Source organism: Cupriavidus phytohabitans, from assembly GCF_000426345.1.
Classification (GTDB): Bacteria; Pseudomonadota; Gammaproteobacteria; order Burkholderiales; family Burkholderiaceae; genus Cupriavidus.
On sequence record NZ_AUFE01000092.1, the window covers coordinates 1 to 15,189 of the forward strand.

Consider the following 15,189-nt stretch of genomic DNA (forward strand, 5'->3'; position numbering starts at 1 on the left):
GCCAGCTTCAGGATCTCGTTGGCTCGACGTAATTCCTTGACTTCACGCTCCAGCGCCTTGACGCGTTCTCGTTCTGACGTCGTTACGCCGTCGCGTTCACCGCTATCAATTTGGTCACGCTTGACCCATTTCAACAATGTATGGGCCGAGCACCCAATCTTTGGGGCAATGGCCTGGACCGCCGCCCATAGCGACGGATGCTCGCCGAGCTGTTCTCGCACCAGGCGAACAGCCCGCTCTTGGACTTCGGGGGAATGCTTGTTCTGCTTGTTCATGGCTCCATTCTCTCAAGACTTGGAGCCTCCTCAAAACCCGGGGCGATTCACACCCTATAAAACTAGGACGCTGTTTCTCGGTCGCTTACGGTTCATTGACACGGTTTGACTCATTGCTGTGGATCTTCCGATAATTTGCTATCTGGCTGACTGTGCTCGGTCAGCCAGCCGGGTTCAACCAAATGCGCGGGCGATATTCCGAGTGCTTCAAGATTCGCACGAACCTTACGGATGGATGCCCGCATCCGATGTGGGACTGGCACTGACACCACGGCGGCCCATGCAGCTGCTATAAGCTCAGGACGCTGAAGACATGCCTCCTTGGCTTCCTCAATGCCACCCCACATGGACTGTCTGGTTTGTCGCAACACTTGCCGAAGGAAAAGCAGGCAGTTCCGTGCCACTACTGCCTTGGTGTCGTCGGGCTCGTTGGCGACGGATCTAAGGCCCGTCAAAAAGCTGTTGGTAAATACTTTATCGTTGTACAGGGGTGAATCCTTGCGCTCAACAAGCCAAGCGCCAAGGTCGTCATCGCCACTGGCAAATGCGGCCAGCCCCTCTGGGATTCTGAATGAATCAGTAAACCGCGCCGCAATGGCCGGGATCAGCAGTTGACGAACTACCGTCCGCCACTCCGTCACCAATCGATCATCCTCGGCATCTGCGCCGCGATCGCGATTCCAGAACGGATCAGTGGCTGCAAACAGTCCCCACGGATCCTGACAGGCTGAAACGGCGCAAGCGGCCAAAGCTTTTTCCCGTTGACGAAGAGCAGCCTCTTCGCTCGTCCTATTCCAACCAATCCACTTCCGAACAATTCCGAACAGTTCCGACACTGCAATGAGTTCGGACCTCGCTGCACAGATCGCCGCCCCTTTTTCGCGCCACAAATGTTCCAACGTGCTCAGAGATAGGCGGGCTACCTCGATCGCACGCGTAAACTCGATTGACGTAGCCGCATCGGCTACCGTGGCAATTGCTCGTTCGTATGAAGTCAACGCCGTTTTCATGACGGCAGCCGCTGCTTCAGTTTCTGAGACTCCTGCCGCGGTCGCTCCTCGCATTACCAACGATTCGAGGAATGCCGTGTCTCCCGTACCAGCGTACGCAGCGCGAAATTGCACAAACTCTTGCAGGGTGATAGCCGGCTCTTGATATACCAAGCCCGACCAGTATGCCACTTGATCTGATGGCGTAAATTGCCAATGCTCTAGCAGCTGGAAAGTCGCCCTTACGATTCGTTCCTGGTCTGGTAACGACATGCCATCAAGCATGTCGATGATTGTCTGGCGTGTGGCGTCCTCTCGTTCCTGCCGCTGGTCCTTATCACCCAGCCACAGGAGCCAATCCTCCCGCTCGTCGACCGAGCATGTTGCTACGAGCCAGTCAGACAAGCGGGTGCTTCCTTCTTTGACCAACAGATACAGCAGCAATCCAAGCCAGTCGATCTCCTCGGCCGTATGCCGGCTTAAAGCAGGCTGAAGGGCACCGAGCATTCTGGCAACCAATTTGACGCGCCGCGGTTGCCGCGGCAGCACGGTTGCGATCGAGTCCAGCACGGCCGAAGGCAAGCTGTCGCAGCATTCACGCATCACAGAGGATGCGAAACGCTTGCGGGTCCGATCGTCGGGTTCCGGTACAAAAAAAGGAACATCAACTACCTTATCCAGGAAACCTTGCGCGTCCTCGCCGAAGGCGTTGGAGTAATCGCCTAACGCTGTCGCTATCGCACGGCGATCCATTGCCACAACAAAGGCTATACCCGGCCAATCCAGAATCTCGCGCAGTGCCAGCAGTGTTTTGGGAATAATCTTTGGGTCGGCTCGATCGAGGTCATCGATGAAAACCACAACGCGGCGCCGAACCAAAAGTTGTCGAACGGCATCCACATCCGAGCGATCGGGCTTGGCCCAGGACGTGGCGGCACTTGCCATCCGGCCTAGCGCGTCGGCGGCCGTTTTCGTAATGACCGACGGGACTGGCGTGAATTCGACTGCTGCAGTCTTCATGCCTGGCCACAGAAAACCGAAGGGCCGTTTCACCCATCGGATAGCCTTCTTGGCGCGCTGCCGCAGAGGCGGACTATAACCTTCTTCCTTGAGCTTGCTCGCAAATGCCTCGTAGAGGCTTGCGATGACGTGGTTGCCAGCAGACCACGCTGAGAAGTTCAACACGCAGGTTCCATCCTGCTCCTCGATCTCCTTTAGCAAGTTGAGAATACTTGTCTTTCCGCTACCCCAGGCGCCGTAGAGTGCCAGTCTTGTCGACCAGGACGATGGCGCCGTGGCGAGAACGCGATGCATGGCATGGGCGACACGATATCCACCCAACAAATCGTCCTCTCGATTTTTTATCGGAGCATCATGCCCCTCCCCTCCACGGCTCGCGTGATCCATGCTTTGGCTTTCTCTGGGCAGAGGTCATGGCCCGACGAGTAGACGTCGAACGGCCAAAAAAAAACCCCCCAACATTGGGAGGCTTCAGTACTGAGAAGAGGCGATCAGCCTAGCGCGACCACCCGACGGCGCGGGCCAGCCAGAACGGTACCGACGTGGCGCGGCTCGACCAATTTGGCCCGGGCCGTGGCGGCAGGACGCGTCACCTCAGCAAAGGCTTCCAAGCGTGCCCGCACCTCTTCGATGTCGGTCGAAGCGGTGGATACAAACACTCGAGCCGGTACATTACGCTTTGCGACTTTCACGTCACTCTCCTTTGTTCCGCCAGCCTCCGAGCGCGCTCAATATCGGCTTGTAAGTTGGCTTCCAACCTTGCAATTTTACCTTTTTTTCGGACAACGTGACGAAAGCCAAGTTTCCTATAGTGTTGCACCAATTGAGGAATCGGATTTTGCACTGACGCGTATGTGCATCCGAAAGCGGCTGCACAGAATTCGAGGTAACGAGTGGCAATCGCCGCGAAGCTGATACCAACCGTGGGATTCTTGCTGAGAAAGTGGATCGACGCCACCACCCTGTTCCTGCTGATTCGTCCCAGGATCAGCCCAGCCAAGACGGGAGGTCTCGCCTCCAAGTAGACCACCGCAGCCTCGATACGACGAGGACGGCGCCGTTCCTTCTTCAGTTCGACCGCCCAACTCCAGCCTGGCGTCCAAGACTGTTGTTGCCGTCGTACACGGTAGGTCCATTTGTCGGCTGCAACGGCGTCCGCGTCTGATATGGGACGAAACTCAATATCGAAACCGAACTCCGTCGCGACGGCGGCACCGGCAGACAGGTTCACCGCATGTCGCAAACGCCGGTATTTGGCTTCCGCCTGAGCCATTCCTTGATCGACGGTCATCGGGAGAGAGAAATCTAAGGTCAGGCTAGATCATATCATGGCTCAAGCGCCACTTTCGCGGGAAACCGCAACATTTCCCACTGCATGATAACCGTACTTATCATGTACTGTGAAAATAAGGTACGCATACCTTACCTATCCGACTGCACTTCCCGCTAGAATGTGACGAATTCGCGCCAAGGCCGCGCCAGCATTGGATTGGCGAGGATACGCCGGTGCCGTCTCTTATGACCAAGACACCCAAACTCGCCCGACCTCGCGCCCATGCTGTTGCGCTCCGGGAGCTCAAGCGTGAAACCATCCTCGCTGCGGCAGCAGAGTGCGCAAGACGTCAGGCCGCCGGTACGCCGGACACCTACGATGTTTGGATCGGTAAGAGGCCGTACTCGTTTTGGATGCTCTACCGCGCTGCAATGAAGCTGACTGGAGGGGTGGTGCGAAGGACGCGAGGGCGGCTTCTAGGAAATCAGCGTGAGCATGACCGGGTCCGTGATTTGGGCTTCGACGTCCTGCCCCGCGGGATTCCACCGATCTCCGCAGCCGGGGGCGCACCCGACACACCTACGCCCGAGCTGATCACCGTTGCTGCGCTGAGGGAGGCCGCTGTATTGCTGGAGCGAGCTCCCGAGTTTCGCGATCGTCGGGTGGGTCGGACGGTCGACCTCTGGGTCGAAGGCAATGGCCCATATCCGGTTAAGGCGATGTGTCTGCTCGCCTGGCACAGCCTTGGACTCGGTTGGCACGAGAATTGGACGAAGGGAGGGCCAGCCAGCCGTACCGACGCGCATCTTCAACTCCTCCCGGGGATCGAGATCTTGACGAAGGGCGAAGCGCCGGACTCCGATGGAGGCCGGGCGCGCGCAATCCTCGACGATCTGCAGGAAATCGAGAAAAGCCAGGTCAGCGAGACAACCCGCAAGCAACTGGTCGACGCGCGCCTGGGGCAGGGCCGCTATCGGCGCGAACTGGAAGAGCATTGGGGTGCGGCATGCGCGGTGACTGGAGTCATCCAGCGCGAGGCGCTGCGCGCCAGTCATATCGTCCCGTGGAAGGGCAGCGACAACACAACCCGCCTGGATCCGCACAATGGGCTGCTCCTGGTGGCGACGCTCGACTGTCTGTTCGACACGTGGCTAATCAGCTTTGCCCCCGACGGCAAGCTACTGGTCGGCCCTATTCCTCTGGACGAACAGCGAAAGCTGGGCCTGGACCCGACGATGCGCCTGCGCTCCGACGGCAAACTCCACTTGACCACCAAGCGCCTGGCGTTCCTCGAGCGCCATCGCCGCAAATTCCTCGAGCTCCATGGCCGGAAGAATCGGTGCGCCAATGCATGACACCAGTCCGCACACGGCACCAGTCGCCGACAGCGTACTCGTCCCCAAGCTCCGCGGGCGCTGCATCGCGGCCACTTCGGCTTCCTGCGCGCCATCATCCAGGGCTGGCACGGCCGCCCAACGTGGGAACGTTACTTGGCCGAAGAGGGCGAGATCGAGGCTGACGCCGAACTCGTGGCCCGCCTGCCGCCTGCCGCCGACGATGGTGGAACGGATGGTGAGGATCCGGCCGCGCGGGCCTTCGCCTTGCATCCGAAGGTGCGCCGGGTCACGGCATGGCTGCGCGACGAGTTGTCTGCGGCTGCCAGCCGTGCCCAGCGACCTGGCATGGCGCGGCGCCTGCGGCTGGATATGAAGGGCTTCCGTCATATCGGTCGGCCCGGCCTTGGGCTGCCGTCGCTGGAGGAGTTTGCCGCCGAGGCTGGCCTGGATGGCTTAAGCGAGTCCGAGCAGCTCGCCGCGTACCAGGAGCACTATGGCGATGCCATCAAGCGGGAATCCAAACGCGCCGCGATGATGCGCCGCCAGCTCGAGGCCATCGACTGGCTGGAGGAGAAGTACGTCCAACCCGTATTGGCTGGCGACGCCTGCCGCGCATGGCTGGCCGAGCCGCTCGCCGCCCGCCTGAAGGCCGCCGGCGTCGGCACGCTGGCTGATCTCGTTGACCGCATCAACGGCCTCGGCACCGGCTGGTCACGCGGCATTACGGCGATCGGTGCCGGCAAAGCGCGCGTGGTCGAGGCCTTCCTGAAGACCCACGCCGAGTCGCTAGGCCGCACGATCGGTGGCCACGTTGCCGTGCCGCGGCGCCAGCGCTACGCGCACGACCTGGCCCGCGTTGTCCCGCGTGGCACGACCGAAGCCGCGCTGGTGCCGCTCGACAAGCTGGTGATGCCGGCCGAGCTGGATGGTCGGGATGGCCGCTACCGCCTGCCGCAGGGGCGCTGCCTGATCAGTGCCCACAACGACTATGAGGCGGTGCTGTCGTGGTTGCGCACCAAGCCAGGCCTGTCGCCCGAGCAGGTCCTGCGACTGCGTGAGCGCCGCAAGGATGTGGCCACCATGCCCGGGCCCCTCGACTGGCTTAACTACCTGTCCAACACCCAGCGCGCCTATCGCAAGGAGGCTGAGCGCTTCCTGCTCTGGGCCTTGCTGGCGCGGCGCAAGCCTTTGTCCTCGATGGACACCGATGACTGCCTGGCGTACTGGGATTTCCTCGCCGCACCGCCAGCGGACTGGAGCGCGCCGCGCTCGCGCGAGCGATGGTCACCGCTGTGGCGCCCGTTCGAGGGGCCACTTAACCCGCGCGCGCAGAGCTACGCCATCAGCGTGCTGGCCAACCTGTATAGTTACTTGAACGTCAAGAATTACCTGGCCGGCAACCCGTGGCAGGGCATCCACGTGCCCCGGCGCGCGAAGCCCGACTTGGACGTGGGGCGCAGCTTAACCGAGGACCAGTGGGCTTTCGTCTGCGGCTGCCTCGACCGGCTGCCGCCCTCCTCCATCAACCAGCGGCTGCAGGTCGCGCTGCCGCTGCTCTACGCGACAGGGCTGCGCCTGTCCGAAGTGGTCGCAGTCACCACCGATGACCTGGAGTGGGTGAGTCTTGCCCGGCTCGGTACCAGCGAGCGGGAGGAAGGCTGGTGGCTGACGGTGCTTGGAAAGGGTAACAAGCTGCGGCGCGTGCCGGTGCCGGACGCCAGCATTGTGGCGCTGGGCCGCTACCTCGAGGCCCGCGGATTTTCGGCGGATCCCGTTGCCAGCCGGGGGGTCGCGCTGCTGGGCCACGCCACCGATCAGGTCGAGCGAGCGCCCTGGGCCAAGCGCGACACCGCCGGCGCCGAGGCCGGGCTGGCAGCGGCGACCCTATACCGCCAGATCAAGCGCTTCTTCCAGGCCTGTGCGGTCGAGTTCGCGCCGCTCGACCCGCGCGGCGCCGGTCGGCTGAGCTCGGCCAGTACGCATTGGATGCGCCATAGTCACATCTCGCACGCGCTCGCCGCCGGCACGCCACTTGAGGCGGTCAAGCAGAACGCTGGACATGCGTCCCTCAATACCACCACCCGTTACGTCACCACCGAGGACGCACGCCGAATGGCGGCGATGAAGCGGTTCTTCCAGGGTAAAGCATGACGCGTGGCATCGCACACCACCGCCGCGCCGGCGATGGTGTGCACACTCCAAGAAAAGCGGAAGCTCTAGCCTTTTTTGTCCGAGGGAGTGCCAAGACCAGTTAGGCGAGCCATGTTGCCCCAGGCCTCCCCACCTTCCCCAACTTCGCTGCGGATGGCATCCAAAAGCGATCCAGAAAATATGGCAGTAGTAGACCGCAGACCCGCCCGTAGTAAGGCTTCTCAGTGCAACGAATGACACGCCGTCAGGGCATTCCTAACTTACTGATAGATAAGCCATTTTCGGTGTAAACCGCCAGAAATTGCAGGGAAAGCACGATGACCCTCATTGAGCGCAGTGCGCCAGTGCCAGCCACAGCACTGGTGGGCGGAAGATGATTCGCCGGCGCCGGCTCGCGAATGTCTCCAAGAACGCTTGGCGATTGCTCTATCTGACTGCGGACAGTCACGAGCGATGGAACCCTGTCTCTCTGGTAAGATCCTTGGGGCTGCCGATAATGGTCTCGGCTGCGCCGACTTCTGCAAACCACTTTCCGCTTTCCAGATTATTCTATCGGGTATGCCCCGCATCGACCCTATACGCAAAAATTACTATAGCGCGGTCGAACGCGCGGATACGGCGTCTGACTACCTGTTCTACTTTGGTGCCGTCCTTTCTGTTGCCACGCTGTTCGTGGATCAGAACACCCATCCGCGACTGTATGACGTCGTACTGATTGCGTTTGCGTTGACCACACTGGCGCTGTTCGTCATTGGCATTGCATCCCGCCTGTACCTTACGCCGCGCGCAGAAGATAAGCGTCGGCAAGATTTTTTCGGCAGCGCGTGGGGCGTTAGCCTGACGCATGAGCAGACCCAGGGGTACTACAACAACGATCAATCGGCCCCGGCCAGACGCATGACAGCGCAAGTGCTTGAAAATAGCCACTTCACCAAATCGATTGCCTTGCGAATGACGCGGATTGAGCGCGTCAGGGTGGGGATCTACGCCACGCTGTGGGTCGCGTGCGTGCTGACTCGGCGCACCGATCTGGGTGTCGTGGTGGCTGCGTCGCAGGCAGTGTTCAGCGAGCAGATCCTGGCCAAGTGGCTTCGAATCGAATGGCTCAGAAGTCGCTGCGAAAAGGTGTATGACGATGTGTTCAAGCTCTTCCAGTCTGGGGCCACCGGACAGACATTCAATGCCATGGCCATGGAAGCCGTCACGGCATACGAAACCGGAAAGGCCAACGCAGCCGTGACGCTTTCGTCGAAGTTATTTGAAAAACTCAATCCCACCCTATCCAGGGAATGGGACGCGATCAAGCAGTCGCTCAAAATTTAACAAGGCACGCGCGCCAGCCCACCCAAGCGGGTACGGACTCTTCCCGGAGATCGCAATACGAAGATCGGCATCAAGGTGACTGCGACGGCTTCGCCGCACGACCCTTCCGCGGCCAGGCACCTCCCTTGTTGTCAGGGCGAGGTTGGCGCGTGGCCAGTATGTCGGCTTTGTCGCAGCCCGTTTTCATCGTCGTCAAGACGTGGTCGCTGAGGCGTGCGCCGCTCCCCTGGATTTTACCGGACAAGCGCAGCGGTTCACCATTTGGGTCGCACCGTCGTTCCAATACGCGCCTCCCTACCGGATGCGCGCACAACGACAGCACGGCTACATGGCCGTGATAGGCTTAGTTTTACCAGCGCCCTTGGGATCCACATAGCCAGGCGCCAAATGCGCATTACTTGCGCCGTAGAGCGCCAGCGGATCCGTCAGCCATAACGCATACTCAAGGCCCTCCAAGCTATGGTCGGGCGAGCAATCGATCGTCCACCGACGCAGCATGTATCCCGCATTCGCCGCGCGCACCCTGACGCGAAGAACGCCGTCATGCATGCCATAGTCCATCATCACGAGCTCGGGCCTTGGGTGTTTGGGATGGGGCACCAACTCCAGTTCAATGATGCGATTCCACTGAACGTCCTGGTCGACCCTTTCCTTAGCCAAGACAGGACTGTCCTGCAACTCGACGGGATTCTCCATCCGGGTCAGGACAAAATCGCGGAATCCATTGCGTCGCCGGTCGTAAGCCCGAACGTGCCAGCGACTGCCATTATTCACAAGCGCGATAGGCACGATTTCCCGCTCGGTACGCCCGCTTTCCACGGACGTATAGGCCAGATGCAAGGCTTTTCCGCGATGGATGGCACGCGTAACTGGGGCAAGTATCGACATCTCGGGCACGGCCAGCGCAACGGGAAACTCACAGCGCACCATCGGCCTCAGTTCTTCACCAAGACCCTCACCGAACCCACGAGAGAGCGCAGTCAGGACCCGCTGAGGTGCATGGTCGAACATCGGTACGAACTGTTCGGTCGGGCGGTAGACCTTGTCGGAATTGTCGAGTTCGAGGTGGTTAGGTGCCAGGTCCCGATATTGGGCGATGTCGCGCGTGGCCGCCGCAGGCCCTGTGCCGAATCGGTCTGCGACGTCTGCACGTCGAAGTTCTCCGAGGAAGTACAGTCTGAAGTCAATGTAGGCAAGCCGCTCGCGCTGGGCTTGAGGTAACCGGTCCAGGAAAGCCTGGTCCCGTACAGGGGCAGAGGTATGCATGCCCCCATGATACGTGATAGCGCGAGGCAAAGTGACGAAGTGCATCGCTTCACATGATCACAATGATCATGTATGATAATCGCCATTGAGTTTGCGGCGGCTTTGATACCCAGCCCGGTTCAGTTCCCGTCAGATAGGCGGACCGACTCATGGAAGAGTCTGAGTCTAATACGTCACCCACGAGGGAACTACCATGATCCGAGAACCCGTTACCTTCCAGCCCCCGCGCCGCGCCTCAACGCGCTCTGCGGCACGCTTCTTTCATTTGGTCGATGCCATTGCTCGGGCACACGAGCCCACCCCCACCCAACTGGGGGCGCTCGAGCGCTCCTACAATAGTACCGGGGATTTCCTCGCGGAATGTCCGGAGTTCCGCGGCCTACTGTTACAGATCCACTCACATGGCTCGCGCCGACTAGGCACGATCGTGCGGCCGAGGATGGCTCCCGCGAAGGCTTCGATATCGATCTGATCGCGCGGCTTGCGCCAGAGGCGCGGCACAAGTATGCAGGCGATCAGGGGCCTGCCCTTCTGCTTGACCACCTGCACGCGGCCCTCTCGCGATATGCGAGCACACATGGCTTGCGATTGCGCCGCTGGGAACGATGTGCCACGCTTGAGTACGCGGAAGGCATGTGTGCTGACATTGCGCCGGTCATCGACGCCCCGCTGCTGTCCGGCCCCTTCGCGAATTCGCACGGCCTGATTCCCGACCGCGAACTGCGTCTTTTCGGCTCGACGAATCCACGCGGGTACGCCAAGCACTTTGATCTTGCGGCGGCCATTTCTCCAAACTTTTCGACGACTGAAATCGCCGTTGAGGCGATGGATTCGGCCAAACGCGCCGATGTTGCGCCCTTGCCCGACGTACAAGAAGTTTTCGACAGACTGCTGTGCCGGCTGGTCCAGCTTTTGAAGCTTCACCGCAATGTCACGTTTGGCAGCGTGACAGCCCAGGATCTGGCACCGACATCTGTCTTTCTCACGACGCTAGCGGCCATGGCCTACGCTGTCGAGGCACCTCTGCCCCACGCCAGTCCCCTAGAACTGCTTCTCGACATTGTGGAGCGCATGCCGTTGCAGTTCGAACGCCGGAGGTTACCGGACGGATCCGAGGAATGGCGCTTGCCCAATCCCTCGGCGCCGTCTGACAACCTCGCTGCCAGCATGAATTCGCCCGCCCGGCAAGCTGCATTCCGCTCCTGGCACCGCCGCCTCTTGGACGACCTCAAGCGCATCCTTGATGCAATTGAATACCGTCAAGGCATGGACGTGCTGCTCGAAGCCGTTCAGACCGCGTTCGGACCCCGTGGCTTCCATGCCGTCCAGCAAATGGAGAGTGGACGTCAGGAGCGTAGCCGAGAGGCCGGCCGGACGATCCTGCTGGCGTCTGCAGGCGCCACGCCTGTCAGCGTCGCAGCGCGTCCGCACACTTTTTTCGGGGGCTAGCTTCGTGCGCACGCATCCGGCCGTTTCGATTCCCTCGCTTGCCGAACGGGCAATGGAACTCCGCGGCCTCCAGCTCGAGGGGGCAAGCCTGACGTTTTTCTCGGGGCGAGCATTGCATTACAGCTTCCGTCTGGCACCAAGCGAATTCGGTCGGACCTACGAATGCGAATTGCGCATCAAGCCGGGGGCAATCCCACCCGAGATGTACGTACTGAGACCGGATCTAACCGGTTTGGCGGGCGCCGCAAAAATACCCCACATCTATCCCGGGCCCGGACCGGGAACGCACCTCTGCCTGTGGCGCCCCAAGAAGCGAGAGTGGTCGCCGCAGATGCCACTGTCTGAAACGTACATTGCCTGGACGGCCCAATGGTTGTGGTACTTCGAGGACTGGCTTGCCACAGGCATTTGGAATGGCGGCGGCAATCACCCTTCATCACGAAAACGCCGGTGGAGAGCCTGATGAAGACTGGCGAGCGTCGGCGCATGACACAGCTCAAAGAAGCGGCCCTCTGACCATCAAGAACAATCACCTGCGGGCCACGCACGGCGGCCGACCTCTTTAGCGCCGAAACAGCCACTGTTGCAAGCCAGAAAACCGTGACTAGACACCATGACCCTCGAACATCGGATTGACATCGAACAAAACAGGCCGGAAAGGCTTGAACTGCTGCGTGCGCAGCGGCATTTCTATGCCCGCGCAAAGCTGTATCAGAATTCGTTCGCTGCGTGCGCTCTCTTGCTGCCGGCCATTGGCGTCCTGTTTGGCGCCAGCTTCCCGGATATTCGACCCTTTCTCGGTCTCGGATCTATCGTGGTATTGCTGCTGGAGGTGGGAATCATCTCGCGCATGCAGCGGGAGGACTGCAAACGAGGCGCAAAGGTGCAGGAGCAATTTGACACCGAAGTGCTGAAGCTGGATTGGAATCGACTGGTCGCGGGTGGAAAGGTCGATGCCGAAGACGTTCGGGCGCTGACATCGAGCCCACTGCCTGCAGCAGAACAAAAGCGCCTTCTCAATTGGTACGAGCCCGCCATTGCCGGCCTGCCCTTGCCGGTGGGGCGACTGATCTGCCAGCGCACCAACATCGCTTACGACTTGCGCGTGCGCAATGTGTACGCGAGCATCCTTCTTGGCGCAGCAATTTCACTCATCGTCATCTTGACCTCGGCCGGCCTGCGCCAGGGTCTAAGTCTGAACGAACTCATCTTAACCGTGTATCTACCGGCGCTGCCATTCGCGGCATTCGTTCTTCGGGAGCATCGCAAGCAACGCGACACGATCGAAACGTTGACCACGCTAAAAGGCGAAATCGAGAAGTGTTGGGAGAAAGCGCTCAGCGGCGCCTCATTCGATGAACTCACTATCGGCTCGCGCGGGTTGCAAGACGCGATCTACCGACATCGCGCGAGTAATCCCCTCGTATTTGATTGGCTGTACAACTGGCTTCGGAACCGAAACGAAGACGCTACGCGGCACGCCACCGGCAAGCTGGTCGCCGAAGCACGGCAAAAACTGGTAACTGGAGCGATGCAATGAAGCTGCACGATCTGTTCAGGACGTTTCTTGAAGACCACGTCAACCTCAATGACACACGGCTGAATTTGCTCGAAGGAAGTATCGTTGCCGTCCAAAATGCAGTCAGGGCGCTGGCATGGGGCCCAAAAATCGTATCCTTTGCGCCGCAGGGGTCTTGGGCCCACGAGACCATTATCAAGCCTCAGGCTGGGCAACCGTTCGACGCAGACTTGCTCGTTTTCGTAGAAGCTAAAGAGGGCTGGACGCCCAAGGACTACGTCAACGGGCTCGCGACAGAACTCGGCAAGCTTCCGGCGTACGAAGGCAAGGTGCGTCGATTCTCACATTGCGCCACGATCGAGTATGCCGGTGAACGAAAAATCGACATCGCTCCGTGCGTGATGAACCGGCTATACGCCGGACAATACGAGGTCTGTAATCGCGGCACGGACCAGTTCGAGCTGTCGGCGCCATTGGAGTACACCGACTGGGTCAAAGGACAAAATGGTACGGCTGGCGGAAATGACTTAAAAAAGGTCACCCGCTTGTTGAAGTACATGCGTGACATCAAGGGGAACTTCACCTGCCCTTCATTCCTGCTCACTACGCTGATGGGCATGCAGGTATACGATAGCGATCGGGGAAGCGCACAGTTTGCGGACCTGACCACGACCCTCAAGACGCTCGTAGGCCGGCTAGACAACTGGCTACAGGCTCGACCGAACGTACCAATTGTCCCCAACCCAAAACTGCCACGTGAGGATCAAGCCAGTGGCTGGGGTCAAGTCCAATACTCGAACTTTCGGGACAAGGTGAATCTGTATCGCGGCTGGATTGACGACGCCTATGCGGAGGAAGACCGCGATGAAAGTATCGGCAAGTGGCAGCGCGTCTTCGGCGAGTATTTCGGGGCTGGAGAAGCGAAGCGTGCAGCCGAGGCGGTCAGCGAATCGGCGGCCGATGGTGCCAGCGTCGTAGGCGGCCACTTTCGTGACCTGGTCGAAAAGGTCAAGGCCTTAGGTGCCGCGGCGGTGCCCATGACATTGCGCAGGCTTCCGCACGTCCGCCGACCCGTCTGGCGTAAGGGGGCCGACCAATACACCGTGAAAGTCACGGCCGAGTTGCAAACCGCGAAACACGGAAATGTATTGCGTCTGATTCGGTCCGCGGACCCTCTACAGGCCGGTAACTGGGTGAGGTTCACCGCAGCCAACACAATGGGTATCCCGTTCAGCGACGACTACAAGGTCGAATGGCGCGTGACGAACACCGATAAGGTGGCTGCGCGAGCCGGTGTGTTACGTGGTGATTTCTACCCATCTGATGATCGTTCTAGCCGTGCAGAGCAGTTATCGTATCGCGGCGTTCACTTCGTTGAGGCCTTCTTGGTTCGCAAACGGGACAATCGCCTAGTCGGGCAGTCGGAGCCTTTCTATGTCGTCATCGAGTAGCATGCCTCGGTGCGGGCACCCTGCCAGTAGGCCGGTGCCTATCGCGAAGCGATTGCGATCGATCTCCGGACGTGCGGCGTGGACTAGGCGCGCGGGTGTAGCCCTCGTCGCATCGTTGGACAGAGGGCCGAATGCATTGGCCGGCCTATCCAACCCGGAAAAACTCGACGCTCTGCCCCGGCATTGACCGCGCGCTTGAGCCACGAGGGCATCTCGCCCTGCCCGTCCCAGGTGAGCCCTTCCGCGTTGCGGTAGCCGACCACCGGCGCCGGCGGTGCGGCCGGTGGCGGGGGCGGTGGGGGCGGCGGTGGCGCGAAGCACCCCGCGGCGTCGAGCTCTTCGAGAGTGAGCCCGTAGCCCATCTGCGCCTGGATCCAGCGGATCGCGTCCGCCCGCTCAGCTTTTGCTGTCATCGCTGCCATCACTGCTGTCGTTGCCTTCGTCCTGGTTGTTAGGCAGCGCCGCCGCCCCCGGCTCGTCGCCCGGCTCTTCCCCTTGGGCTTCCTGCGCAGTGGCCGCCGAACTTCCGGCCTGCCGAGTTTGCTAGATCCTATGTATGAGGACGGGTCGGCAACTTCGCAGAGTGGTCCTAAAGTGAAGGTTCGAGTCTTGCTTTGGAGGACCACATCATGCAACCGACCCGTTTCGAAGATTTTAGGCCAGCAGGTGAGTTTTTGGCTGTCGCACTCGAGCTAAGTATTCACGAGAAACTGATTTCAAATTTTGAGCCATAGCCGGAGAGAAGCTTGTCGATCTCCGCATCGATGGTTTCCTTGGTCCAAGTGACAAATCGTCGCCAGTGGTACTTGGCGTGTTTCCAGACGATTTCGATCAGGTTGAGTTCGGGGCTGTAAGGAGGGAGATGGAAGAGAATCATGCGGTGCTCGAACAGCCAGCGATCAAGGACTTCCTGCTCGATGGCGTGGTGGATCTTCGCGTTGTCGAGCACCACGACCGTGGGCTGACCAGGCGTGGCATCTTGAGCAATCTGTGTCAGGAACTCAATGACGAAAGTACGCTTGATGCTGCCCTGGCTGGACTGGTGGATCAGCCGGTTGGCACCGTAATCCAATGCCCCCAGAACTGAACGCCGGCAATGCGGTTGGGGAACCGTGCAGTGGGGTTGGCCAATTGGC

The 15,189-nt window shown here is 60.2% G+C and carries 13 protein-coding genes and 1 pseudogene; 7 read left to right on the forward strand and 7 right to left on the reverse strand.

Going from position 1 to position 15,189, the window contains the following annotated elements:
- The 4 genes from K309_RS0130955 to K309_RS42120 all read right to left on the reverse strand — a co-directional run.
- Positions 1-275, reverse strand: a 275-nt coding sequence (locus K309_RS0130955; RefSeq protein WP_029049936.1) for a transposase, incomplete at its 3' end; no start/stop codon positions are given.
- A gap of 110 nt (positions 276-385) precedes the next feature.
- The gene (locus tag K309_RS0130960) at positions 386-2,671 is read right to left on the reverse strand and encodes a KAP family P-loop NTPase fold protein (RefSeq protein ID WP_084402625.1); all 2,286 of its coding nucleotides are present in this window, start codon (positions 2,669-2,671) and stop codon (positions 386-388) included.
- 104 nt (positions 2,672-2,775) lie between these two features.
- Positions 2,776-2,976, reverse strand: a complete 201-nt coding sequence (locus K309_RS42115; protein WP_156914505.1) for a hypothetical protein — start codon at positions 2,974-2,976, stop codon at positions 2,776-2,778.
- Positions 2,973-3,575: a hypothetical protein gene (locus K309_RS42120; protein WP_156914506.1), complete on the reverse strand. Its 603-nt coding sequence runs from the start codon at positions 3,573-3,575 to the stop codon at positions 2,973-2,975. Before K309_RS42120 ends, K309_RS42115 begins: the two co-directional genes overlap by 4 nt.
- Before the next feature lie 227 nt (positions 3,576-3,802).
- On the opposite strand from K309_RS42120, the gene K309_RS39405 reads away from it, so the two are divergent.
- The 3 genes from K309_RS39405 (at position 3,803) to K309_RS0130980 (ending at position 8,368) form a co-directional block, all read left to right on the forward strand.
- Positions 3,803-4,912, forward strand: coding sequence for an HNH endonuclease (locus K309_RS39405; protein ID WP_051320704.1), 1,110 nt, complete (start codon positions 3,803-3,805; stop codon positions 4,910-4,912).
- Positions 4,913-4,972: 60 nt separating this feature from the next.
- Positions 4,973-7,045, forward strand: a complete 2,073-nt coding sequence (locus tag K309_RS38035; protein WP_035878644.1) for a site-specific integrase — start codon at positions 4,973-4,975, stop codon at positions 7,043-7,045.
- A gap of 453 nt (positions 7,046-7,498) precedes the next feature.
- A complete protein-coding gene (locus K309_RS0130980) occupies positions 7,499-8,368 on the forward strand; it encodes a hypothetical protein (protein ID WP_232232561.1) in 870 nt (289 codons plus the stop codon).
- 324 nt (positions 8,369-8,692) lie between these two features.
- On the opposite strand, the gene K309_RS0130985 is transcribed toward K309_RS0130980, so the two are convergent.
- Positions 8,693-9,634: a helix-turn-helix transcriptional regulator gene (locus tag K309_RS0130985; protein WP_029049939.1), complete on the reverse strand. Its 942-nt coding sequence runs from the start codon at positions 9,632-9,634 to the stop codon at positions 8,693-8,695.
- Between the two features lie 633 nt (positions 9,635-10,267).
- Between K309_RS0130985 and K309_RS43355 the strand changes: the two genes are divergently transcribed.
- The 4 genes from K309_RS43355 (at position 10,268) to K309_RS0131000 (ending at position 14,053) form a co-directional block, all read left to right on the forward strand.
- On the forward strand, positions 10,268-11,083 hold the full coding sequence (locus K309_RS43355) for a hypothetical protein (RefSeq protein ID WP_232232562.1): 816 nt from the start codon (positions 10,268-10,270) through the stop codon (positions 11,081-11,083).
- 52 nt (positions 11,084-11,135) lie between these two features.
- Complete coding sequence (locus tag K309_RS44370; protein ID WP_084402626.1) at positions 11,136-11,546, forward strand: type II CBASS E2 protein; 411 nt, start codon at positions 11,136-11,138, stop codon at positions 11,544-11,546.
- Between the two features lie 150 nt (positions 11,547-11,696).
- A complete protein-coding gene (locus K309_RS0130995; RefSeq protein WP_029049940.1) occupies positions 11,697-12,623 on the forward strand; it encodes an S-4TM family putative pore-forming effector in 927 nt (308 codons plus the stop codon).
- Positions 12,620-14,053: an SMODS domain-containing nucleotidyltransferase gene (locus K309_RS0131000; protein ID WP_029049941.1), complete on the forward strand. Its 1,434-nt coding sequence runs from the start codon at positions 12,620-12,622 to the stop codon at positions 14,051-14,053. Before K309_RS0130995 ends, K309_RS0131000 begins: the two co-directional genes overlap by 4 nt.
- Positions 14,054-14,198: 145 nt before the next feature.
- Here the strand turns inward: K309_RS0131000 and K309_RS40755 are convergent.
- Positions 14,199-14,466 (reverse strand): annotated as a pseudogene (locus tag K309_RS40755) (H-NS family nucleoid-associated regulatory protein).
- A 287-nt stretch (positions 14,467-14,753) separates the two neighbouring features.
- Positions 14,754-15,189 (reverse strand): transposase (locus tag K309_RS38045; protein WP_198030889.1); only part of this gene is annotated, 436 nt, incomplete at its 5' end.